Annotated in this window: 20 protein-coding genes and 2 riboswitches; of the genes, 8 read left to right on the forward strand and 12 right to left on the reverse strand. The window is 70.5% G+C overall.

Annotated features, from left to right (window positions below):
- The first annotated feature begins 116 nt into the window (after positions 1-116).
- From OG219_RS45425 to OG219_RS45445, 5 genes are all read left to right on the forward strand, one after another.
- The gene (locus OG219_RS45425; RefSeq protein WP_266837222.1) at positions 117-2051 is read left to right on the forward strand and encodes a phosphatase PAP2 family protein; all 1935 of its coding nucleotides are present in this window, start codon (positions 117-119) and stop codon (positions 2049-2051) included.
- Positions 2052-2158: 107 nt separating this feature from the next.
- On the forward strand, positions 2159-3646 hold the full coding sequence (locus OG219_RS45430; RefSeq protein ID WP_266837224.1) for an AlkA N-terminal domain-containing protein: 1488 nt from the start codon (positions 2159-2161) through the stop codon (positions 3644-3646).
- Between the two features lie 94 nt (positions 3647-3740).
- Positions 3741-4259, forward strand: a complete 519-nt coding sequence (locus OG219_RS45435) for a methylated-DNA--[protein]-cysteine S-methyltransferase (protein WP_266837226.1) — start codon at positions 3741-3743, stop codon at positions 4257-4259.
- Positions 4256-5002 (forward strand): 2OG-Fe(II) oxygenase, encoded by a 747-nt coding sequence (locus OG219_RS45440; RefSeq protein WP_266837228.1) that lies wholly within the window; start codon positions 4256-4258, stop codon positions 5000-5002. The genes OG219_RS45435 and OG219_RS45440 overlap by 4 nt, the downstream gene beginning before the upstream one ends.
- Positions 5003-5121: 119 nt before the next feature.
- Positions 5122-5676 carry a GNAT family N-acetyltransferase gene (locus OG219_RS45445; protein WP_266837230.1) on the forward strand — a complete coding sequence of 185 codons (555 nt, stop codon included), beginning with the start codon at positions 5122-5124 and terminating at the stop codon, positions 5674-5676.
- Positions 5677-5721: 45 nt separating this feature from the next.
- Here OG219_RS45445 and OG219_RS45450 read toward each other — a convergent pair whose 3' ends face one another.
- The 5 genes from OG219_RS45450 to OG219_RS48325 form a co-directional block, all read right to left on the reverse strand.
- Positions 5722-6849 carry an LLM class flavin-dependent oxidoreductase gene (locus OG219_RS45450; protein ID WP_266837232.1) on the reverse strand — a complete coding sequence of 376 codons (1128 nt, stop codon included), beginning with the start codon at positions 6847-6849 and terminating at the stop codon, positions 5722-5724.
- 15 nt (positions 6850-6864) lie between these two features.
- Positions 6865-8115, reverse strand: coding sequence for an LLM class flavin-dependent oxidoreductase (locus OG219_RS45455; protein WP_266837234.1), 1251 nt, complete (start codon positions 8113-8115; stop codon positions 6865-6867).
- Positions 8112-9500 (reverse strand): NtaA/DmoA family FMN-dependent monooxygenase, encoded by a 1389-nt coding sequence (locus OG219_RS45460; protein WP_266837236.1) that lies wholly within the window; start codon positions 9498-9500, stop codon positions 8112-8114. The genes OG219_RS45455 and OG219_RS45460 overlap by 4 nt, the downstream gene beginning before the upstream one ends.
- Positions 9501-9518: 18 nt before the next feature.
- A complete protein-coding gene (locus tag OG219_RS45465; RefSeq protein WP_266837238.1) occupies positions 9519-10775 on the reverse strand; it encodes an LLM class flavin-dependent oxidoreductase in 1257 nt (418 codons plus the stop codon).
- Between the two features lie 79 nt (positions 10776-10854).
- Positions 10855-10944 carry a putative leader peptide gene (locus OG219_RS48325; protein WP_353962417.1) on the reverse strand — a complete coding sequence of 30 codons (90 nt, stop codon included), beginning with the start codon at positions 10942-10944 and terminating at the stop codon, positions 10855-10857.
- A gap of 72 nt (positions 10945-11016) precedes the next feature.
- Positions 11017-11130, reverse strand: a riboswitch (SAM riboswitch).
- A 216-nt stretch (positions 11131-11346) separates the two neighbouring features.
- Positions 11347-11492, forward strand: a riboswitch (SAM riboswitch).
- A gap of 36 nt (positions 11493-11528) precedes the next feature.
- On the opposite strand from OG219_RS48325, the gene OG219_RS48330 reads away from it, so the two are divergent.
- Together OG219_RS48330 and OG219_RS45470 are read left to right on the forward strand one after the other, a co-directional pair.
- Positions 11529-11594, forward strand: coding sequence for a putative leader peptide (locus tag OG219_RS48330; protein WP_353962418.1), 66 nt, complete (start codon positions 11529-11531; stop codon positions 11592-11594).
- Positions 11595-11686: 92 nt separating this feature from the next.
- Positions 11687-12469 carry a glutathione S-transferase family protein gene (locus tag OG219_RS45470; RefSeq protein ID WP_266837240.1) on the forward strand — a complete coding sequence of 261 codons (783 nt, stop codon included), beginning with the start codon at positions 11687-11689 and terminating at the stop codon, positions 12467-12469.
- A 22-nt stretch (positions 12470-12491) separates the two neighbouring features.
- Here the strand turns inward: OG219_RS45470 and OG219_RS45475 are convergent, their stop codons facing one another.
- A complete protein-coding gene (locus tag OG219_RS45475; RefSeq protein ID WP_266837242.1) occupies positions 12492-13184 on the reverse strand; it encodes a peptidoglycan-binding protein in 693 nt (230 codons plus the stop codon).
- Between the two features lie 165 nt (positions 13185-13349).
- Between OG219_RS45475 and OG219_RS45480 the strand changes: the two genes are divergently transcribed.
- Positions 13350-15812, forward strand: coding sequence for a polysaccharide lyase 8 family protein (locus OG219_RS45480; RefSeq protein ID WP_266837244.1), 2463 nt, complete (start codon positions 13350-13352; stop codon positions 15810-15812).
- Here OG219_RS45480 and OG219_RS45485 read toward each other — a convergent pair.
- From OG219_RS45485 to OG219_RS45510, 6 genes are all read right to left on the reverse strand, one after another.
- Positions 15799-16641 carry an alkaline phosphatase family protein gene (locus OG219_RS45485; protein ID WP_266837246.1) on the reverse strand — a complete coding sequence of 281 codons (843 nt, stop codon included), beginning with the start codon at positions 16639-16641 and terminating at the stop codon, positions 15799-15801. The two genes, OG219_RS45480 and OG219_RS45485, sit on opposite strands and share 14 nt — an antisense overlap.
- Positions 16642-16703: 62 nt before the next feature.
- Complete coding sequence (locus OG219_RS45490) at positions 16704-17681, reverse strand: hydroxyacid dehydrogenase (protein WP_323183376.1); 978 nt, start codon at positions 17679-17681, stop codon at positions 16704-16706.
- 71 nt (positions 17682-17752) lie between these two features.
- Complete coding sequence (locus OG219_RS45495) at positions 17753-18670, reverse strand: carbohydrate ABC transporter permease (RefSeq protein ID WP_266837250.1); 918 nt, start codon at positions 18668-18670, stop codon at positions 17753-17755.
- Positions 18667-19596, reverse strand: coding sequence for a carbohydrate ABC transporter permease (locus OG219_RS45500; protein WP_266837972.1), 930 nt, complete (start codon positions 19594-19596; stop codon positions 18667-18669). Before OG219_RS45500 ends, OG219_RS45495 begins: the two co-directional genes overlap by 4 nt.
- A gap of 160 nt (positions 19597-19756) precedes the next feature.
- The gene (locus tag OG219_RS45505) at positions 19757-21064 is read right to left on the reverse strand and encodes an ABC transporter substrate-binding protein (RefSeq protein ID WP_266837252.1); all 1308 of its coding nucleotides are present in this window, start codon (positions 21062-21064) and stop codon (positions 19757-19759) included.
- 115 nt (positions 21065-21179) lie between these two features.
- The gene (locus OG219_RS45510) at positions 21180-22271 is read right to left on the reverse strand and encodes a substrate-binding domain-containing protein (protein ID WP_266837254.1); all 1092 of its coding nucleotides are present in this window, start codon (positions 22269-22271) and stop codon (positions 21180-21182) included.
- Between the last annotated feature and the right edge of the window lie 307 nt (positions 22272-22578).

The raw sequence follows: 22578 nt of genomic DNA on the forward strand, positions 1-22578 counted from the left end.
GCTGGTGCGCCCCGGTAAGCGCATTCAGCACCATGTGTATCCCGGCGCCCCACGAGCCGGCACCGATCGCACCGACTCGCCGGCCGCACGGCCGAAGAACTCAAGAGAGGCAGCCCATGCCGTCCTCCGCCGGGAAGCAGTCCCCCGCATCGCTCGCCGAACGCTCCGTGAACCGACGCGGATTCCTCAAGACGTCCCTGGGCGCCACGGCCGGCGTAGTGGCCGCGCCCACCCTGGCCACCTGGCTCGCCGCCGCGGACGCGAAGGCCGCCACGGGCTCCGCGTTCGTCGACAGTTACACCACCAACGTCGTGGCCAACACGACGCCGGAGACCAACGCGGTCATCCGGATTCTCGGCGGCATGGGCAAGGTGTGGAAGACGGGCGACGCCTGGAACACGGGCACACCGCTGAAGCCCGAGGTACTGCGCGCGAACGTCCGCTACTGCGCCGAGGTCACCGCCGCCCGCACCGACGCGCAGGCGAAGGAGGCGTTCATCTACGACCGGCAGCACCAGAGTTACGCGATGATCGTCGGCCTCGGCCCGCTCGCCGAGCTCTACAAGTCGGGCGCCAAAGCGGTCACTTCGATCACCAGCGCACCCGACGGCACCCCGTCCGGCAAGATCAGCGATGCCGTGCCGGCCGACGCGCCCGCCGGGTCAGCCCAGGGCGCGGGCTCCTACGACTCCGCGCTCGGCACGGTCGCCAAGCTGGTCGACACGGTGCGCGGCCCGTTCGCCTCCGGCAACCCGGCCAAGTACTCCTACCAGTACCCGCGTCCGTGGCGCATGACGGAGGACAGCGAGGTCGTCGACACGGGCAAGGTCGACGCACTCGGCTACCCCGTGTACGACTCCGACGTGATCGTCGCCCCGCAGCTGCTGTGGCAGCGCAGCGCGACCACGGCCGACGACGGCGGCTTCCCCAGCGGGCACACCAACGCCTTCTACCTGGCGGCCCTGGCGTTCGCGTACGCCGTGCCCGAGCGGTTCCAGGAACTGGTGGCACGTGCCTCCGAGCTCAGCCACACCCGGATCATGTCGGGCATGCACTCCCCCGTCGACGTCATCGGCGGCCGGACCATGGCCACGGCGCTGGCCGCCGCCACGCTGGCCGATCCGCAGTACGCGGGCCTCAAGGCCGCGGCGCGCGCCCAGGCCGCCGCGTACTTCCAGCAGCAGACCGGCACGACGGCGGACACCCTGTACGCCTACGCCCACTCGGCGGGCGTCGAGACCGACAAGTACGCCGACCGGGACGCCAACTCCCGCGCGCTCACCCCGCGTCTGACGTACATCCTGACCCGGCACGGCCGCTCCGAGGACATCACCGTGCCCAAGGGCGCCGAGGTCCTCCTGGAGACACGGCTCCCCTACCTCGACGCGGCCCAGCGCCGCGAGGTGCTCCGTACGACCGCGCTGCCGTCCGGGTATGTCCTGCTCGACGGCGACGAGCAGTGGGGGCGCCTCAACCTCTTCGCCGCCGCCGACGGGTACGGGGCCTTCGACTCCGACGTGACCGTCACCCTGAACGCGGCCGAGGGGGGCTTCGGCGCCGCCGACTCCTGGCGCAACGACATCTCCGGCTGCGGGGGTCTCGTCAAGCGCGGCAGCGGCTCACTGACCCTGACGGGAGCCAACCGTCACACGGGCGGCACGGTGCTGGAGGAGGGCACGCTGACCGCCGGTTCCGCGGGAGCGCTGGGACACGGTGACGTCCGGGTGCAGGGCGGCACGCTGCGGGCGGCCACGGCCGCCCGCGTGCGCGGCTCCTACACGCAGGCATCCGGCGCGACCCTCGACGTGACGCTCCGCGCCGGGCGCGTGCCCGCGCTCACGGTGGACCGGCGGGTCCTGCTCGCCGGGGACAGTGTCCTGTCGCTCCGGCTGGACGCTTCCCGTCCGCCGGCCACGAGGACCACGGTTCCGGTGATCGCGGCACCCTCCCTGCGGGGCCAGTTCGGGCGTATCGAAGTGCAGGCGGACGGGTACCGGGCGGTGCCCGTGTACACGGCCGCGGGCCTGTCCGTACGGCTGACCAGGCGCTGACCTTCTGCCCGGGGAGGTGAGCGGCGCCCACCTCCCCGGGCGGTCGCGGCAAACGTGATGTCCGATTTCCGCCAGCGCGGTGCCGGGTCCTGGCACACAGTGGAAGGGTGACGAGCGACGACAGCAGGTACGAGGCGGTGTGCAGCCGCGATGGCCGGTTCGACGGCGAGTTCTTCTTCGCCGTGTCGACGACCGGGATCTACTGCCGCCCCAGTTGCCCGGCGACCACACCCAGGCGGCAGAACGTGCGCTTCTTCCCGACCGCGGCCGCCGCGCAGGGGTCCGGGTTCCGGGCCTGCCGCCGCTGCCGCCCCGACGCGGTGCCCGGCTCGGCCGAGTGGAACGCCCGCGCCGATGTGGTCGGCCGCGCGATGCGGCTGATCGGTGACGGTGTCGTGGACCGCGAGGGCGTGGCCGGGCTCGCCCAACACCTGGGCTACAGCGCCCGGCAGGTACAGCGGCAGCTGAACGCCGAAGTGGGTGCGGGACCGATCGCGCTTGCGCGGGCGCAGCGGGCCCACACCGCGCGGATCCTGCTCCAGACCACCACTTTGCAGGCCGCCGAGATCGCCTTCGCGGCCGGCTTCGCCAGCGTCCGGCAGTTCAACGACACCGTCCGGGAGATCTACGCCGTCACCCCCAGCGGGCTCCGCGCGGCGAAACCGGGGCGGTCCGCACGCTATGGATCGGTCGGCACGGCGAACGGAGCGGGCGGGGTGCCACTGCGGCTCGCCCACCGCGGCCCGTACGCGGCCACCGAGCTGTTCGACTACCTGGGCGAGCGGGCCCTCACGGGCGTCGAGGAAATCACCGGCGAGCGCGGCGCGCGGACGTACCGGCGGGCCCTGCAGCTGCCCCATGGCACGGGTGTCGTGGAGGTCGGCGAGGTGCTCGGCTCCGGCTGGCTCAGCTGCCATCTGCACCTCGGCGATCTGCGCGACCTGACGACGGCGACCCAGCGGGTCCGGCGGCTGTTCGACCTGGACGCCGACCCGTACGCGGTCGGCGAGCGCCTTGGCGCCGATGCCGCGCTCGCACCGCTGGTCGCGCTGCGGCCGGGGCTGCGGGCCCCGGGCTCCGCCGATCCGCACGAGCTCGCCGTCCGCGCGGTGCTGGGCCAGCAGGTCTCGGTCGCCGCCGGGCGCAAGCTCGGCAGCGCCTTGGTCGCCGCCTACGGGCAGCCCCTCCCCGTGCCCAGCGGCGGGCTCACGCATGTCTTCCCCGCCGCCGACGCCCTGGCCGAGGCCTCGCTCGACGAGCTCGGCATGCCCGACGCGCGCCGCGACACCTTGCGTACGGTCGCCGGTGCGCTCGCCGACGGCACCGTGAGCCTCGACGCGGGCGCCGACCGCGACGAGGCCGAGAAGGCTCTGCTCGGCCTGCACGGTGTGGGCCCCTGGACCGCCGGCTACATCCGGATGCGCGCCCTGGGCGACCCGGACGTACTGCTCACCGGAGACGTGGCGATCCAGGCCGGCATGCGCCAGGCGGGTGCCGAGGCGGTCGACGCAGAAGCCTGGCGGCCCTGGCGGACGTACGCCATGCACTACTTCTGGCGCGCCGCCGCCGACCGGCGCCGATCCGCCGGGGCGTGACGTGACGCGACGTCCGAATCCCGCCAGCATCGGTGCTCGCGACACCTCATTGTTGGAGGTGGAAGAGATGGAAATGCAAGAGAGGACATGCCTGATGACGGTCTACACGACGATCGACAGCCCGCTGGGTGAACTCCTGCTCGTGGGCGAGGAGTCGGCCACGGCGAAGGGCGGCACGGCGCTCGCCTCGCTGTCGATGCCCGGCCAGAAATCCGGTGCGGTCGTCCAGGAGGGCTGGGTCGAGGACGCGGACGCGTTCGTGGAGATCGTCTCCCAACTGCGCTCCTACTTCGAGGGGGGCCTGACTCACTTCGACATCGAATACGTCGGCGGTGGCAGCGAGTTCCAGCAGCGGGTGTGGAAGGCCCTCGAAGTCATCCCGTACGGGACCACCCTCAGCTACGGCGAGATCGCCGCGCAGATCGGCGCTTCGAGGGCCGCGGTGCGTGCCGTGGGTACAGCGATCGGCGCGAATCCGCTCCTTGTCGTGCGCCCCTGCCACCGCGTGATCGGCGCGAACGGGGCACTCACCGGCTACGCGGGCGGGCTGGAGCGCAAGCAGCGGCTCCTGGAGCTGGAGAACGTGCTTCCGGCCGGGGCCCCGTCGTCATGACCGGCACACGGCGGGCGGCAGTCATGCACCCGGTCGGCCCCGTCGCAGACCGCGTCGGGGCCGGTGACTGGGACGCTCTGGCCGCCGAGCTCGACGAACACGGCAGCGCGCTCACCGGTCCGTTGCTATCGCCCGACGAGTGCCACGAGATCGCCGCCCTGTACGACGACACCGACCGCTTCCGTACGACGGTGGACATGGCCCGTCACCGCTTCGGCTCCGGCCAGTACCGCTACTTCACCCACGAACTGCCCGCTGTCGTGCGGGAGTTGCGCGCGGCGTTCTACCCGCGCCTGCTGCCGATCGCCCGCGACTGGGCCGGCAGACTTGGGCAACCGGCGCCCTGGCCCGACAGCCTGGAGGAGTGGGTGGCGATGTGCCATGCGGCCGGGCAGGCCAAGTCCGCGCAGATCCTGCTGCGTTACGGGCCCGGCGACTGGAACGCCCTGCACCGCGACGTGTTCGGCGAGATGCTCTTCCCGCTCCAGGTCGTCATCGGCCTCGACGCCCCCGGAGTGGACTTCACCGGCGGCGAGTTCATCATGACCGAGCAACGTCCGCGTGCGCAGTCGCGCGGCTCCTCCTCGACCCTGCCGCAGGGTCACGGCCTGGTCTTCACGACCCGCGACCGTCCGGTGGCCTCCAAGCGCGGCTGGTCGACCGGCCCGATGCGGCACGGCGTGAGCACCGTCCGCTCCGGGCGCCGTCACACGCTGGGCCTCGTCTTCCACGACGCCGCCTGACCTCACCTTTCGGCTCGTCCGCGACTCCCGCTCGCGGCTTGCGAACGCGGTGTTTCCGTTCTGCGAACAGCCGGCCGCAGCCGAAGACATGGGCCGACCGCCGGTGTGAGCATGTGCGCATGCTCCAGGGAAAAGATCACGCGGCCGGGCTCTCGCCCCACACCCATTCGCAAGGAACCGTCACACCCCTGCCGCCCACCACCACCGTCCGCTGGGTGACCGAGGACTGGGACGCCCCGGCTCCGGCCCTGCTCCGCGAACAGATGTCCGCCGAGCTGGCACCGCGCTACGCACCGGTCGCCCACCGCCGCGTACGCCCGCCCCAGCCGACGGCCGAGGAGATCGTCGTCACCTGGGTCGCGTACGCGGACGAGGTCCCCGTGGCCACCGCCTCGCTGCGCAGGCTGCCCGACCGGTACGAGGTGAAGCGGGTGTTCGTCCATCCCGGTCACCGCGGCCGGGGTCTCGCCCAAGCGTCGCTCCAGGCGGTGGAGTCGTCCGCGCTCGGACTCGGTGTCGAGCGGTTGTGGCTGCAGACAGGCGAGTTCCAGCCGGAGGCGCAGGCGCTGTACGCGCGGGAGGGCTGGCAGCGGGTGCGGCCGTACGCTCCGTACGACCGCAATCCGTTCAGCGTCTGCTTCACCAAGGCGCTTCGGCTCGACCGGCCGGAGTGACGTCGGCCCGCCCGGCGGACGGGCCGCCGCCCAGTGCAAGCCACGTCACCTGCGTTGCCACTCCTTGGCCAACAGCTCGTAGGAGCGCACCCGGTCGGCATGGCCGTGGGTGATGGTGGTGATCAGCAACTCGTCGGCGCCGGTGGCTTCCTGGAGTTGTTCCAGCTGGTCGGCGACCCGGCCCGGGGAGCCGACGAACTGGGTGTCGAGGCGGTCCTGGACCAGCGCCCGGTCCGATTCGGTCCAGACGTGGGCGCGGGCCTCTGCGGGCGTGGGGAACTCGATCGCGCCCTCCGCCGTGCGGATGCTGCGGACCCAGGGGCCGTAGCCGGCGGCGAGTTCGCGGGCGGTGTCGTCGTCCTCGGCGACGACAACATCCGCGGAGACGCTGACGCAGGGCTTGTCGAGTACGTCGGAGGGCTGGAACGCGGCGCGGTAGCCCTCCGCCGCTTCCAGGACCGTCGCCGGGCTGACGTGGTAGTTCGCCGCGAACCGTAGGCCGTTCCGGCCCGCCACCTCGGCGCTCTGGCCGCCGCTGCTGCCCAGGATCCACACCTGTACGTCGGCGCCCTCGCCCGGGACGACATGCGCCTCGATGCCCTCCGCGGAGCGGTAGGTGCCCGCCAGCAGGGCGAGGATGTCGTCGATCTGCTCGGCGTACTCCTGCGACTCGGCGTTCGGCTGCTGGAGCAGCTTGCGCTGGAGCGCGACGCGGGGTGAGCCGAGCAGGTACTCGAAGGAGAACCGCGGTGGGATCCGCAGCCCGTTCGGGGTACGGCCGTCGACGACCGGTGTGGCGGTCGGCAGCGGCGTGGCCGGCCCGCCCGGCGGGCGACCGCCGGAGCGGCCGAGCCCCAGATCCAGGCGCCCGGGGTGCAGCGCGTCGATCAGCCCGAACTCCTCGACCGTGGAGAGGGCGGTGCGGTGACCGAGCTGCACGGCCCCGGAGCCGAGCCGGATCGTCGAGGTCGCGGAGGCGGTCAGGGCGAGGACGACCGCCGGTGAGGTGCCGGCCACGCCCGGGTTGAGATGGTGCTCGGCGAACCAGTAGCGGGCGTACCCGAATTGCTCGGTCCGCCGGGCCAGGTCGATGGAGTTGCGCAGCGCGTCGGCGGCGGTGGAGCCGGATGGGATCGGGATGAGGTCGAGTACGCCGAGGGGGATGTCGGACATGGGTATCGGTCCTCCTCAGCGGTCGACGGGCTCGGGGGCGGAAGCGGGCTCGGGCTCGGAAGCGGGCTCGGGCTCGGGCTCGGAAGCGGGCTCGGGCTCGGGCTCGGAAGCGGGCTCGGTTGCGGACGCCGTTGCGGACGCACGCTCGGACGTGGACGCACGCTCCGGTGCGTTCGTGACCGGCGGGCCGGCCGTGGCCGCCGACGGGTCCCCGAACACCGGCCCCCACGTGAACGGCGGGTCCGGGATCTCCCGCCGCAGCACGGGCGCGATGTCGGACTGGAAGAGTTCGAGGGAGGCCCGGTGCTGGACTCCGGTCAGCCCGCTCGCGTCCGCGTGCAGGTGCAGCACGGTGTGCCCGAACTGCTCGTGGTAGCGGTGCACCTTCTCTATCACCTGCTGGGGGCTGCCGATCAGCGCCGAACTGCGTTCCACGAAGTCCTCCAGGGTCGGGAACACCGGCTCGAGGCCCAGCCTCTTCTGGAATGCCAACTGCCCCTCGAAGACCGGCCGGTATGCGGCGATCGCCTCCTGCGACGTACGGGCTGCGTAGTAGCCCGCCGTCCCGGCGCCGACCGCGATCCTCGCCGGATCGTGGCCGTGGAACTCCCAGCGCTCACGGTAGTAGCGGATCAACTCGGCATACGGCTCGATGGGGTTGGTGACGTTCGCCGAGAACAGCGGGTCGCCGTAGCGGGCGGCGAGGTCCACCGACTCCTTGCTGGTCGCGCTGCCGTGCCAGACCCGGACGGGCTGCTGGAACGGCCGGGGCCACACCTCCGCCTCGCTGAGTTCGGGGCGGAAGCGGGTCGCGGCGGTCACCTTGTCCTGCCGCCAGAGCTGCCGGAACACCTCGTAGCTCTCGGCGTTGCGGTCCCACTGGTCCTCGGGCGTGACGTGGAACAGCTCCCGCTGGGCGGTGCCGTTTCCCTTGCCGATGATCAACTCCAGCCGTCCGCCGGACAGATGGTCCAGGGTCGCGTAGTCCTCGTACGCGCGCACCGGGTCGAGGAGGCTGAGCGTCGTGACCGCCGTGAACAGGCGGATCCGGGAGGTGAGCGCGGCGATGTGGCTGAGCACGACGGGCGGCGAGGAGGAGATGAACGGCCGCTCGTGCCGCTCCCCCACGCCGAAGCCGTCGAAGCCCAACTCCTCGGCCAGCAGGGCGTTGTCGACGACCTCACGGAAACGCTCGTTGGTCGGCTTCTTCAGGCCGGTCACCGGGTCCGGCGCGTGCACGATCAGGGTGATGGCGAGGAACTTCATGACGCGGCTCGTTCGGCCGGCGCCTCGGAGTCGGGGTGCGCCAGGCCGAGGTGGTCGCGCAGGGTGGTGCCCTCGTACTCCGTGCGGTAGACACCGCGCTCCTGGAGCAGCGGGACAACGGTGTCGGCGAAGCCGTCGAGGCCGCCCGGAGTGATGTGCGGGACGAGGATGAAGCCGTCGCTCGCGTCCGCCTGGACGAAGTCGTTGATGGTCTCGGCCACGGTGGCCGGGGAGCCGATGAACGCCTGCCGGTTGCCCGTCTCGATGACGAGATCGCGGATGGACCACTTGTTGGCGGCAGCGCGCTCCCGCCACTCGCGGGCGGTGGCCAGCGGGTCGCGGTACATCCGCACCTGGGCGCGCCCCCGGGCGATGGTGTGCTCGCCGAGGTCCGGATCGATGTCGGGAAGCGGGCCGTCCGGATCGTACGCGGACAGGTCACGGTTCCAGACGAACTCGAGGTGCTTGATGGCGGTGGCGCCGCTCACCTGAAGGCGCCGCACCTCGCGGGAGATCTCCTCCGCCTCGGCGTCCGTGTCACCGAGGACGAAGGTAGCGGCGGGCAGGATCAGCAGCTGGTCGTGGGTGCGTCCGTGCCGGGCCAGGCGCCCCTTGACGTCCGTGTAGAACGCCTGTCCTTCCTTGAGGGTGCTGTACCGGCTGAAGATCGCGTCCGCGCCCGCGGCGGCGAACTCGCGTCCCTCCTCGGAGTCTCCGGCCTGGAAGACGACCGGGCGGCCCTGCGGGCTGCGCGGCACGTTGAACTGCCCTTCGATGTCGAAGTGCTGTCCCTTGTGCACGAACGCTCCGGCCTGCGCGTCCCGCAGGAAGGTGCCGCTCTCCTGGTCGGCGACGATCTCGTCCCCGTGCCAGGAGTCGAACAGTTCGTTGGTGGTGGCCAGGAACTCCTTGGCCCTGGAGTACCGCTCCTCCTGCGGGAGGAAGCCGCCACGGCGGAAGTTCTCGCCGGTGAAAGCGTCCCAGGAGGTGACGACATTCCAGGCGGCGCGCCCGCCGGAGAGGTGGTCGAGGCTCGCGAACTGGCGGGCCACCTCGTAGGGCTCGTTGAACGTGGAGTTGATGGTGCCGGTCAGGCCGAGGTGTTCGGTGACGGCGGCGAGCGCGGTGAGGACGGTGAAGGTGTCGGGCCGTCCGACGACGTCCAAGTCGTAGATCTTGCCGCCCTGTTCGCGCAGTCGGAGGCCTTCGGCGAGGAACAGGAAGTCGAACTTGGCGCGTTCGGCGGTCCGCGCGAAGTGTGCGAAGGAGCTGAACTCGATGTGGCTGCCGGCCTCGGGGTCGCTCCACACGGTGGTGTTGTTGACGCCGGGGAAGTGCGCCGCGAGGTGGATCCGCTTGAGCGGCTTGTCCGTTGACTTGCTCATGAGTTGGGTCCCTCCGGCTCAGGCGTGGGCGGCGGCGTAGCGGTTGGCGGGGCGGGCGAGGCCCAGCAGACCGCGCAGGGTGTCGGCCTCGTAGGAGTGCCGGAAGGCGTCGCGGCGCTGGAGTTCGGGGACCAGGCCCCGGGTGATCGCCGGGAGGTCATGGCCGACGACGGCGGGACGCAGTCGGAAGCCGGTCAGTCCGGCCTGCTGCAACTCCTGGAGCAGGTCGGCCAGTTGCACAGGGGTACCCGTGAACACCTTCGCGTCACTGGTGTACGGGTAGCCCGCGAGGGCGTCGAGACGCTCCCTGCGGGCGACGGCCGCGGCGGGGTTGTTGTCCAGGAACACCACCAGGTCACCGAAGAGGTGCAATGGCTCCTCGGCGCGTCCGGCCGCCTCCTGTTCGGTGCGAACCGCGGCGACGATGGCACGTGCCTGCCCGGCGTCGTGCGGAGTGACGTATCCGATGTCGGCGCTGCGGCCCAGCAGCCGGAAGGGTGCGCCCGTTCCGGATTCATGGGCCAGTGCGGTGACCAGGGGCTGGCCCTGTGGCGGACGGGGCGTGATCGAGGGGCCCTTGACGCTGAAGTGCTTGCCCTCGAAGTCGATGTAGTGCAGTTTGTCGCGGTCGACGAAGCGGCCGGTGGCAACGTCCCGGATCTCCGCGTCGTCCTCCCAGCTGTCCCACAGCCGGCGCACCGCCTCGACGTAGTCGGCGGTCTCGTCGAAGAGATCGACGATCAACTCCTGCAGGGCCGGGGTCTCCAGGTCTTCGATGCGGAGCTTCGGGAACGAACGGCGTCCGAAGTGCGCGGCCTCGTTCCGCCGCGCGGACGCCTGCACCCGCAGGCCCGCGCGGCCGGAGCTCACATAGTCGAGGGTGGCGATGGCCTTGGAGATGTGGAACGGCTCCGTGTGTGTGGCCACCACGGTCGGCACGAGTCCTATATGGCTGGTCAACGGCGCGACGCGGGCGGCGATGAGGACGGCGTCGAGTCGGCCGCGTACCTGGTCGGTGCGTCCGTCCGGTTCGCTTAGGCGCGCGGACTGGGGACCGAGCCCGTCCTCGATGGTCACGAAGTCCAGCAGGCCGCGTTCGGCCTCGGTGACCAGATCGGTCCAGTACGCGGCGGTGAACAGCTCACCGGGACGGGCCACCGGCTCGCGCCAGGCGGCAGGGTGCCAGCCCGCGCCGTCGAGGGCCACAGCGAGGTGCACCGCAGAGGCGGTAGGAGAGGAGGGAGGGGAAGAGGGCAGCGAGGATGACAAGGACACGACTGGGGTGCCTTCCTGATCGACCGTACGAGATCACCGGGCCCTCGGTTCGGAGAGGGTGCGGCGGCGAGGTGACAGGTCAGGGACGACAGAGCGCGCCGGCCACGCGCTGAAGGTCGATGTGCGGCCGGGAGTACAGGTGCACGCGGCGGCGCGGGGCGAGAACCATGACACGGAGGCGGGGCAGGGCCTGCACGTCCGTCACCTCCGCCCTTCCGGCTCGGCGGGCTGGAGGCCGCCGGCGTCGCGCTTGCGGAACCCGGGACGGGCACCGCCTGGTCGTCACCTGGAGCACCCCGCCGCGAAGGAGGGTTGCCGGTCAGCAAGCCAGGGCTTGACGCTGACGCTCATAACCTGCTGGGGACGTTACGGGAGGCCACAGCGGTGCGCAATGCCCGGAGATCATGGTCGTTCTCACAGCGCCGTGCCTCCCCGGAAGGGACAACCACCCTGCCGCGCAATCTGTTCCACCCCGCGCATCCGGCTTGAGCCGCGCCGGATGACCACCTGGTGAGACTCCGCCGGAGGCCTTCTTGACGGCCTCACGGAGCGCACCGACACTGACGAGGACGGTCACGATTGTCAGCGCCCCTCGGGCAGGTTTCCTCTGCTCGTACGGTTATCGGCCCCGGCCCGCTGGCAGGCAACCCTTCCACCGCGACGGGGTGCCCCGGGTGACGACCGGGTTCCGCCGGTGCGGCGGGACAAGCGTGGTCTCGCGTCTGGCGAGCCCCGAGTGTGGGACCGGTGGGAATGACCAAGAGCGGTTTGACGAGGCGCCTGCACATCGATTTGTTGCGGGTCTCCAGCGCCTACTAGTCCGAGCGGTCCGGACCGGTACGAAGCGCAGTCACTCCGTTCCGCCGCGGTACCCACAAGGCGACCGTGGCCTCCTCGTCCCAGGGAGAGTCATGTCCGAGACCCTGTCCTCGCACGTCCCGAACACCGGAACCTCCCGCGCGTGTACCCCAACCACGTGCGCCCCCAGCTCACTTGACGCGATCCCTCGCCCCCGGATCACCGCTACACCCGCCACGCGCCCGCACCGTTTCCGCAGCCGCATCGGCGTCGGTCTGGCCGGCGGCTTCTACCCGGCACCGCACCGCTACGAGCTGTATCTGTCGGCGCGCTGTCCCCTCTCGCTGCGCGTCTCCATCACGCTCGACCTGCTGGGCCTCAAGGACTCCGTCGCCACCACGCTCCTGGCACGCCCCGCCGACACTCCCTGCGCTTTCGCCTCACTGCGCAGCGCGTACGAGGCGACCTGGCACCACTACGACGGTCCGCTGACCGCGCCCGCGCTGTGCGACCGGTGGAGCGGACGCGTCGTCAGCAATCACACGCCCGACATCCTGCGCGACCTCGCCGACCTCCTCACCGACCGCGCCGGATCCTGCCACTCCCCGCTCCGCCCGTCGGCCCTCGCCGCGGACATCGACGCCCTTCGCGACCTCCTCGACCGGGATGTCACCCCCGGCGCGCAGCCGGAAAGGCGGTCGGCGGCTCTCGACCTGCTGAACCGTCGACTCGCCTCCGGGCTTTACGCGTTGGGCGAGGAACTGACCGCCGCGGATGTGGACCTCTGGGTCGCCCTCGCTCCTCTCGAAGCGGCCGGCGACCTGTCCTCGTACGCACTCCTCCAGGACTATGTGCGACGCCTCGACGCCCAACCGGCTTTCCGACGGCACCTGTGACCGACCCCTGGCCAGGGGACCTTCACGTGCGGGATTCCAGGGCCGCCCGGGTGTCGTTGCCGTAGACGCCCGTCTCATCGCCCCGGATCCCGTACCAGAGCTGGAAGCGGGCCACGGCCTCGGTGAGCGTGGGGTCGTAGGTGCCGCTCGTGGCGCCGTCGGCGTACACGTCCGGGATGTCGAGGAGCCGTTCCTGGAGCTCCGTCACCTCCGCGCCGCTGTCTCCCTCCCGGAGGGTGCCCGCGCCGTCCGGGTCGGCGGCCCCGGAAGGAGCCTGGGCGACGGGTGCCGTAGCGGACGGGACAGCGCCGGCCTGTGCGCCGGCGTCCCCGTCGCCGCCGGGCAGCAGGAGTGCCAGGGCGAATCCGGTCAGGGCGGCTGCCGCCACCCCGACGACGACCGCGGCTCGGCGCAGGCCCGGGTCGTGCCCTTGGCCATGCCTCAACTCACGCCCAAGCGGTGCGGCGCGCTTCGCCTCCCCACCGCCGGCGTAGTCCTCCCCGACCAGGACGGGCGGCAGCTCCTCCGTCTCACTTTCCTGCACCCGGGGTAAGACGATCGACTCGTATCTCTCCTCCGCGTCCGCGCTCTGCTGGTCCTCGCGGAACTCCCTCAGCAGTTCGGCGAGGGCCTCCGTCCGGCGGCGGCGCTGGACATACGTGGGTTCGAGCGCCGGGCGGCGCACAGGCTGCCCGTGTTCGGGCGGTGTCGACACACTGCTCTCCTTCCGTGCGCGCGGTCTCCCGCCATCCCCGTGGAGAGATACGGAGTTACCGGCTCGGGAGTTCAGCCGAACGCCATACCACCGCAAGCGATCGATACGCTCAATTCATCAACATGTATTGAGCGTTTGAGCGATGTCGTGCTAGAAACCGCCGTCATGACGACTCGTTGGTCACGACGTGGTTTCCTCGCCGCCGGCAGCGGTACCGCCCTCGCGCTGGGGGTGCACGCCACCGCCGGCGCCGCTCCCCTCACCTCCACCGAGATCACCTCCGCCGAGATCTCCGCCGCCGCGGACGAGTTCGCGACCCTGCGCGCGAAATGGCGCACCCTGATCCTCGGCGAGCGCTTCAGCCCCACAGCCGAACCCTTCAAGACCCGGCTCAGCGAACTGGGCGCCACCGCAGGCCAGTTGCAGGCCACGATGGCGCCCACGTCCGGCTCACTGTGGCCGGACCTCGGCTACGCCGATCCCGAGCCGGACACCGATCAGGAGTCGTACGGCTACTCCGGCAACCTCAACTCCAGTTACAACCGGCTCAACACGCTCGCCCAGGCGTACACGCAGCAGGGCACCGGGCTCACCGGCGACACCGGTCTCAGGGACGACATCCTCACCGGGCTCGACCACCTCCACTCCGAGGTCTACAACGAGAACCAGGTCCGCTACGGCAACTGGTACAGCTGGCAGATCGGCGCGCCGCAGGCACTGCTCGACGTGTGCGTCCTGATGTACGACCAGTTGTCGGCCGCGCAGCTCAGCAACTACCTCAACGCGGTGGACCACTTCGTACCGGACTCGGCGGTCTCCTCCTACACCGGCACGAGCACCGGCGCCAACAGAGTGGACCTGTGCCGGGTCCTTGCGCTTCGGGGCGTCGTCGGCGCGAGTTCCGCGAAGGTCGCGCTGGCCCGGGACGCGCTCTCCCCCGTCTTCCCGTACGTGAGCGGCGGAGACGGGCTCTACACCGACGGCTCGTTCATCCAGCACACCACCGTGCCGTACACCGGCTCCTACGGTTCGGTGATGCTGGGCGGGCTCGGCATGCTTTTCGCGCTGCTCACCGGATCCACCTGGGAAGTCACCGACTCCAACCGGCAGATCGTCTTCGACGCGGTGGAGAACGCCTGGGCGCCCTTCCTCTACAACGGGCTCGTCATGGACGGCGTCTCCGGGCGGGCGGTCAGCCGCGGCCTGTCCGCGTCCGACGCCAAGCAGATCCAGCAGGACGACCATCTGCGCGGCCATCCGATCCTCGCCGCGATCGTGCTGCTCGGACAGGGCGCGAGCAGCACGGAGAACGCCCGCTGGCGCGGCCTGGTGAAGGGCTGGATGCAGCGCGACTACTACAGCCCGCCCATGAGCAACCCCTCCATCGGGCTCACAAGTCTCGCCCGCCTCAAGGGAGTTCAGGACGACACCACGGTCTCCGCCGTCGCCGAGCCCACCGGGCACCGGCTGTTCACCAACATGTCCCGGGCCACCCACCGCCGCCCCGGCTGGGCCGCGTCGATCAGCATGGCCGACCGCCGGATCACGTACTACGAGACCGGCAACGGCGAGAACCTGCACGGCTGGCACACCGGTTCCGGAATGCTCTACTGGTGGGGCGACACGTTCGGCAACGGCCAGTACAGCGATGCCTTCTGGCCCACCGTCGACGCCTATCGGCTGCCCGGCACCACCGCCTCGCGCAAGGTGCTCGCGGATGCGGCGGGCGGCGACTGGGGCGCCTCCCTGCCGGACGTCAACTGGGTCGGCGGCGCCACGGACGGTCAGCGGGCCGCGATCGGCCAGTACCTCAAGGGCCTGCAGAGCACGCTGTTGGCGAAGAAGTCGTGGTTCTGTCTGGACGACTCGATCGTCTGCCTCGGCGCCGGCATCAAATGCACGGACGGCACGGCGGTGGAGTCGACGATCGAGAACCGCAACCTCGGGCCCACCGGCAGCACCCCCTTCCAGGTCGACGGCGTCACCAAGCCGGCCGGCTACCCGTGGTCGGAGACGCTCACCGGCGCGAAGTGGGCACACATCGGCGGGCACGGAGGGTACGTCTTCCCCGGCGGAGCAACCTTCACGGCGCTGCGCGACGCCCGCGACGGTCAGTGGAGCGCCATCAACAAGGGCGGCGCCACCACCGTCCTGAACCGCAAGTACCTGACGATGTACGTCGACCACGGCACCAACCCGACCGGCGGCTCGTACGCCTATCTGCTCATGCCGGGCGCGACCGCCGCCCAGACGCAGACGCGTGCCGCCGCCACGGGCTGGCTGACCGTCCTCGCCAACACGGACAGCCAGCAGGGCGTCAGCGTCCCCTCACTCGGCTTCACCGGGGTCAACTTCTGGTTCGGCGGTACGGTCGGCGCTCTCACCGCGAGCAATCCGTGCGCCGTGACGATCAGCGAGAAGAGTGACGGCACGGCGGTCATCTGCGTCAGCGACCCGATGCGCATGCAGACCGGCCTCACCCTCACCTGGAACAGGGCCGTCGCCTCGGTGACCGCCAAGCCGTCGACCGTCACCTCGGCGACCACGGGCTCAGCCCTGACGCTCACCTTCGGCAACCTCAGCACCACCGCGGGCGTCACCCAGAAGATCACCGTCAAACTCGGCTGAAAGGCCGCCCGTCGAGAGTCCAGTGCCGGTCGGCCGAGCAGCCCAGGGACGCGAACACCTGGGCTGCGACGTCGACATGGCGCACCTGTGGGGGCGCGGAGGTGATGCCGGGGCCGTTGGCGACGAGCCAGGCCGTGCGTTCCTCCAGGGAGCGGCCGCCGTGCCCGCCCGCGTCGACATGGCCGTGATCGGTCACGACGAGCACCGTCCACCTTTCGCCGTCGTACGCGGGCCGGGAGCGAACGGCGTCCAGCAGGCGCCCCACGCGTTCGTCGGCGCGCAGCACCGCCTCCTCGTACGCGGCGCCGCAGCCGAGGACGTGCGCGGTCTCGTCGGGAGCGCCGAGGTAGACGAAAGACGCGTCGATGTCCTCGCCCGCGAGGACTCCTGCCGCCTCCTCCGTGATCCGTTCGTCGCAGGTCTCCCACGCCTCCGGGGCGTCCTCGGCCGGGGCGATGTACGCGGACCTGGACGGGGCCCGGAACAGCGGCCCTCCGTCGCGGACCTGCATGAGCGGCTGCCAGCCGGCGGCGACGAAGGTGCGGCGGCCGTCCTGCCGGGCGAGGCGGGTGGCGAAGTCGGGGAAGACGTCGAGACGGTGGCCGGTGAAGTCGTTGCTCCACACGCCGTGCTTGTCGACGCCCACTCCGGTGACGACGGTCGCCCAGCAGGGGCCGGACATCGTGGGCGTGCGCGCGTCGACCTCGACCGGAGTGCGGAAGCCGTCGGCCGCGAGGGCGTCCAGGTGCGGGGTGGGCAGGCGGCGCAGCACGTCGAGACGTACGCCGTCGATGCCGACGACGAGGACGCGGTCAGCCGGGGTCGGCATGGGTGGTTCCTTCCGGGGTGGTGCGCGGGACGGTGTCCAAGTCGGCCATGTGGTGCTGTTGTTCAGGCCGAGCGGGTCAGCTCGTCCGGGCCGACTCCATAGGTGAACGGGAGGCCTTGGGCGTAGCGCCGCACCTCGTCGACGGCCCAGTGGGTCATACGGCCGAGTTCGTTGCCGAGGGAGCCCGCGATGTGCGGGGTGAGCAGCACGTTGGGGAGCGTGTAGAGCGGGGATTCGGCGGGGGGTACGTCCGGTTCGGTGACGTCCAGAACGGCGTGAACGCGCCCGGAGACGAGGCGCTCGATGAGCGCGTCGGTGTCGACCAGGGAGCCGCGTGCCGTGTTGATGAGCGTCGCGCCGTCCTGGAGGAGGGCGAGTCGGCGCGCGTCGAACATGTGCCGTGTTTCGGGGAGTTGGGGTGCGTGGATGGTCACCACGTGGCTGCGCCGGACGAGTTCGTCGAGGCCGACGAGGTCGGCGCCGAGGGCTCGGGCCTCGTTCCGGTCCAGGTAGGGGTCGTAGAGGAGGACGTCGAGGTCGAGCGGGCGGAGCAGTTCGGCGACGCGGCGTCCGATGCGGGAGGCGCCGACGATGCCGACGGTGCGGTGGTAGTTGCCGTATCCGGTGAAGTACGGGAGGAGCGCGGGCTGTTCGCGTGCCCGGGTGTAGGCGCGGGCGGCGTCCAGGACCCGTTTGTTCGCGAAGAGGATGGCGGCGAGGGTGAACTCCGCGACGGGGAGGGCGTTGGCGGCGGCTGCGGAGGAGACGGCGATTCCGCGCTCCCAGACGGATTCGGTGACGTGGTGCTTGATGGAACCTGCCGCGTGGATGACGGCCCGCAGCCGGGGCATACGGCGCAGCGCTTCCTCGGTGAGCAGCGGGGCGCCCCAGTGGGTGAAGAGGACCTCCGTGTCGGCCAGGACGGCGGGGTCCGCGCGGGTGAAGTCCGTGATGTGCAGCGAGGTGTCCACCGAGGCGACATGTCGCAGCCGGTCGAAGGCGGCGTCGGCGAGCAGGGAACCGTGGATCTCGCTGCCCATGGCAAGGAGGGTTCGCGGAGACGGTACGACGTGCGGGCCGTTCAAGAGGGTGCCTTCCGGTACGGGCATGGTCACTTCACCGCGCCGGCGGTCAGGCCCGAGCGCCAGAAGCGCTGGAGGCAGACGAAGGCGACGATCAGCGGGACGACGGCGACGAGTGAGCCGGTGATGACGAGCGAGTAGTACTCGGGCTGCTGCTGCGTGACGCTGTTCCACATGAACAGGCCGAGGTTGACCGGGTAGAGCTTCTCGTCGTTGAGCATCACGAGGGCGCCGAAGAAGTTGTTCCAGCTGGCGGTGAACGAGAACAGGAAGATGGTCATGAAGCCGGGCGCGAGCATGGGCAGGGCGATCCCGGCGAAGGTGCGCAGTTCGCCCGCGCCGTCGACGCGGGCGGCCTCCAGGACCTCGTTCGGGACGTATCCCTCGGAGAAGACCCGGGCGAGGTAGACGCCGAACGGGTTGACCAGGGCGGGCAGCAGCAGCGCCCAGTAGGTGTTGACGACGCCGGCCTTGGTGGCGAGGAGGTACATCGGGAGCTGGATCACCGTGGTGGGGACGAGCACTCCGCCGAGGACCAGGCCGAACAGCTTCTCCTTGCCCCGGAAGTCGTACTTGTCGAAGGCGTAGCCGGTGGCGACGCACAGGAACGTCGAGGCGGCTGAGCCGACGACCGAGTACAGGATGCTGTTGCCGAACCAGCGCAGGTAGATGCCCTCGTTGAAGGTGAACACGTGGTGCAGGTTGACGAAGAGGTTGAAGTCCCCGAAGGAGAAGCCCGCTGTGGCGAAGAGGTCGCCGTGGTTCTTGGTGGCGGCGAAGAGCAGCCAGGTGACCGGCATCAGGGTGTACAGGGCCGCGACGATCAGCAGGCCGTTGACGATGCCCCTGGAGAGCAGGGCGTTGGACGAGCGGCGGCGGGCGGCCGGGACCGGCTTGCGCTCGGTGGGTGCCGCGGCCGGGTCGACTGTCTGGGTGAGGGTGCTCATGACGCCGCCTTCCACCGGTTGCCGAGCTGGGTGACGACGTAGGAGAGGACGACGCCGAGGAGCGCGAGGATCAGGGACGCGGCGGCGGCGAGACCGTAGTCGTGCTGCACGAAGCCCGCCTTCCAGATGAACAAGGTGGGCGACCACTCGGTGTCGATGGTGGGCGCACCCCGCTGATTGAGGAGCTTGGGCTCGGTGAAGATCTGGATCGCGCCGACACAGGTGAACAGAACGGTCATGACGACCGCCGAGGCGATCATCGGGACCTTGATCCGCAGGGCGGTGCGGATGGCGCCCGCTCCGTCGACGACGGCCGCCTCGATCACTTCGCGCGGTACGGCCTGCAGGGCGGCGTAGAAGATGACCGTGTTGTAGCCGATCCACTGCCAGGCGCAGAGGTTGACCATCGACGAGAGCACATGGTCGTTGCTGTAGAAGTTCCAGGAGCCGCCGAGGGCGCCGATCCAGTCGAGCACGGGGCTCAGGCCCGGGGTGTACAGGTAGATCCAGATGATCGAGGCGATCAGCCCGGGGATCGCGTGCGGCACGAAGAGCGCGAGCTGGAAGAACCGCTTGGCGCGGGCCAGTGCGGAGTCGACCAGCAGCGCGAGAAGGAGCGATCCGCCGATCATCACCGGGATGTAGAGCGCGCAGTACTGCGCGATGTGTAGGAAGGAGTCCCGGAAGCCCGCGTCCGACAGGGCCTTGGTGTAGTTGCCGAATCCGGAGAACACCCGCTCCGTACCGCCGAAGCCAAGGCCCGAGGAGTGCTCCTGGAAGAGGCTCATCCACACGGCGTAGCCGATGGGCGCGGCCATGACCACGGCGAAGAGGACGAAGAACGGGGTGATGAGGAGGGCGACGGCGCGGCGCTGACTGCGGCGGAGATTCGAGCTGTCCCGGGGTTTCCCCCGGGGTCTGTTCACGGCCTTCGCGGTTCGGGCGAGGGGTACTGCCACGGTGGGCTCCTTGGCGGCTGGACGCTTCAGGGAGGCTTGGGCGGGAGAGAGCCGTTGGCGGGGGCCGGCGACGGCACGTGTCCGAGCCCCGTGCGGACACGGGCCGTCGACGACCGGACCCGCCACGTCACTCGGCGAGCTTCAGCCCGCGCTCCTTGATGCCCGACTCGGCCTTCTCCTGACCGGCGTCGACGCCGCCGGTGAAGCCGGACTTGGCCGCCGCGTCCTGGACCGCGGTGTAGACGTCCACCTGGTTGGGGCCCCACGTCCAGCCGGGGACGATGGTGTCGACCTGCTCGGAGGCGAGCGTGTAGAGGTCCTGCCCGTTCAGGTACGAGGTGTCGAACTTGGCGGCGGCGACCGCACGCATCTCCGGGTTGGCCGGCAGGGCGCTGCTCGGCGACTCCAGGTCCGCGAGGCGGGCCTCGACGCCCGCCTTGTTCGTGGTGAGCCACTCGATGAACTCGGCGGCGGCCTCGGCGTGTTCGCTGCCCTTCAGGACTCCGTAGGAGCTGCCGCCGTAGCTGCCGCTGGCCGCTGTGCCCCAGTTCGGCATGGGAGCGACAGCCCACTTGCCCGAGAGGTCCGGCATCGCGGTCTTCATACCTCCCGCGGACCAGGAGGCGCCGAGGAAGGAGAGCGTGTCGCCGGAGGTGCGGGCCTTGGTCTCCTCGGGGCTGTAGCCGGTGAACGACTGGACGAGGTCGTCCTCGATGAGGCCGTCCCAGTAGGCGGCGACCTTCTTGGTGGCGGCGTCGTTCACGGCGGGCTTCCAGGCGTTGCCCTCGGTGGCGAACCACTTGCCGCCCGCCTGCCAGGACAGGGCGGCGAGCAGCGCCGGGTCGGACTTCGGCATGGAGGCGAGGCGGGCGTTCTTGTCCTGCTTCTTGACCTTCGCGGCGGCCGTCCTGAACTCGTCCCAGGTCTTGGGGACTTCGATGCCGTACTTCTTGAACAGGTCGGTGCGGTAGTAGTAGAGCTGCGGTGCGACGTCGTAGGGGACGGTCCAGGTCTTGCCGCCGAAGGTCACCAGGCTCTGGACGGACTCGGGGAACTTCGACTTGACCGTTTCACCGGCGTACTCGGTCAGATCGACCAGGTTTCCCTGGCTCGCGAACTCCGGGACCATCTGGTACTCGATGGTCGCCACGTCGGGTGCGTTGCCCGCCTTCACCGCGTTGGCCAGCTTGCTGTAGCCCTCGGTCCCGCTGGGGATCTCGCTGAACTCGACCTGGATGTCCTTGTGCGTCCTGTTGAACGCCTCGGCCGTCGACTCTGCCCCGAGAGTCCAGGTCCAGTACTCGATGGTCACCGGTTTGCCGTCCGACTCGGTGTCGGTCGAGCCGCCGTCGCCACCGCATGCGGTGGCGAACAGGCCCAGGGCGGCGACGGTGGCGGTGGCGGCTATGCGGAACGAGCGTGAAGTGCGCGGCATGACACGTCTCCTACAAGACCTCGTACGGGAAGAGGCGGATGCAGGACATCTTTTGTGCGCGCACGATCAGAGTCAAGAGCGTTCGACCAAGACAATCAGAACGATCGAAAAACGCTCATGAATCGAGCGCTTCACCACCGCAGGACGCACGGATCCTCAACTCGGGAAGAAGTTCGAGGTGTTGACGGGGCGCCGGGTGCTGTCCGCTCCGGCGTTCCGCGAGGCGCTGGAGCAGCAGTTTCGCGGCAAGCTCCCCCACCGAGCGCTTGGGCGGGGCGATGGCCGTCAGGGGCACGTCCGAGAGGCCGGCGACCTCGTCGTCGTACGCGATCAGCGCGAGGTCCCCGGGCACGCTGATGCCGCGCGCCTGGAGCTTCGGCACCAGCACGATGGCGTCCTCGTCGCTGTGTACGAGGGCCGCCGTCACTCCCCGTTTCTCCACGGCCCCGGCCAGATAGTCGAGGGAGGCTTCGTAGTCGCCGTGCTCGCGGACGGTCGGCGCGCCCTCGTCGACATCCAGGCCCAGCGACCGCACCGCCGCGAGATAGCCCGCCGAGATCTGCGCGGCGTGCGGCCCCTCCTGCAGCACGGCGGTGATGCGGCGGTGCCCCAGGGACGCGAAGTGACCGACGGCGACCGCCGCCCCGTGCGCCCGGTCCGTCCGCACCCGGTCCAGAGCCGCCGCGGGGTTCCCGGCCGGCGCGGAGCGCTCGACCAGGACGGTCGGCACCTCGCACTCCAGGAGCCATTTCTCCTGGCCGCCGGCGGGGACGCCGCCGAACCAGCTGGGCGCGACGAGCAGTCCCTGCGCGCCCCCCGCGATCAGGTGCTCCGCCTGCATCGGGTCCTCGGTGTCGACATAGCCGGACATGCCGAGCACGAGGCGGCCCCCCTGCGCCCCGACGGCCTCGCGGGCGCCTCGCACGATGTCCGCGAAGATGTAGTTCGTGGTCGGCACGATCATTCCGATCACGGCACCGTCGGCGCTCTGCTGCCGGGGTTCCGCCGCGGCGGTGGTGTCGCCCGGCCAGACCACCGCGCCGTGCAGCCGCTGCACCCGGCCCTGCGCGGCGAGTGTCTCCACGTCACGCCTCAAGGTCACCGCCGAGACACCGAGTTCGGCCGCGAGGTCGGCGACCCGGAGGCTGCCGCGCTCCCGGACGAGTTCGAGTACGCGCTCGTGACGCTGGTCGACGTGCAGTCGCATGGGCTCCCCCTGAGGCAAGGCCGGACGGACGAACTACGGGCGAACGCGGAGCGTGATCCCGTGTGGTCACTGTACGCCCACAAGCGTATCGATCACTTTCGTTCAATACGATCGCTCGGGCTCGGGTCGCCTGCGACCCGGCACACCGGGGGCTCTTCGAGTACACCGAGCCGAGGGGCGCCTCGGAATCCGCATCCGGCTCCGGCCCGGCCCGCCGTGCGGCTCGCCAAAGCCCGCGGGACAGTCGTACAACGTGAAGAATGGGCAACGAGGGGGTAAGACCACCTTCGGGGAGCGGAGAGGGTCG

Source organism: Streptomyces sp. NBC_00038 (assembly GCF_026343635.1).
Lineage (GTDB): Bacteria > Actinomycetota > Actinomycetes > Streptomycetales > Streptomycetaceae > Streptomyces.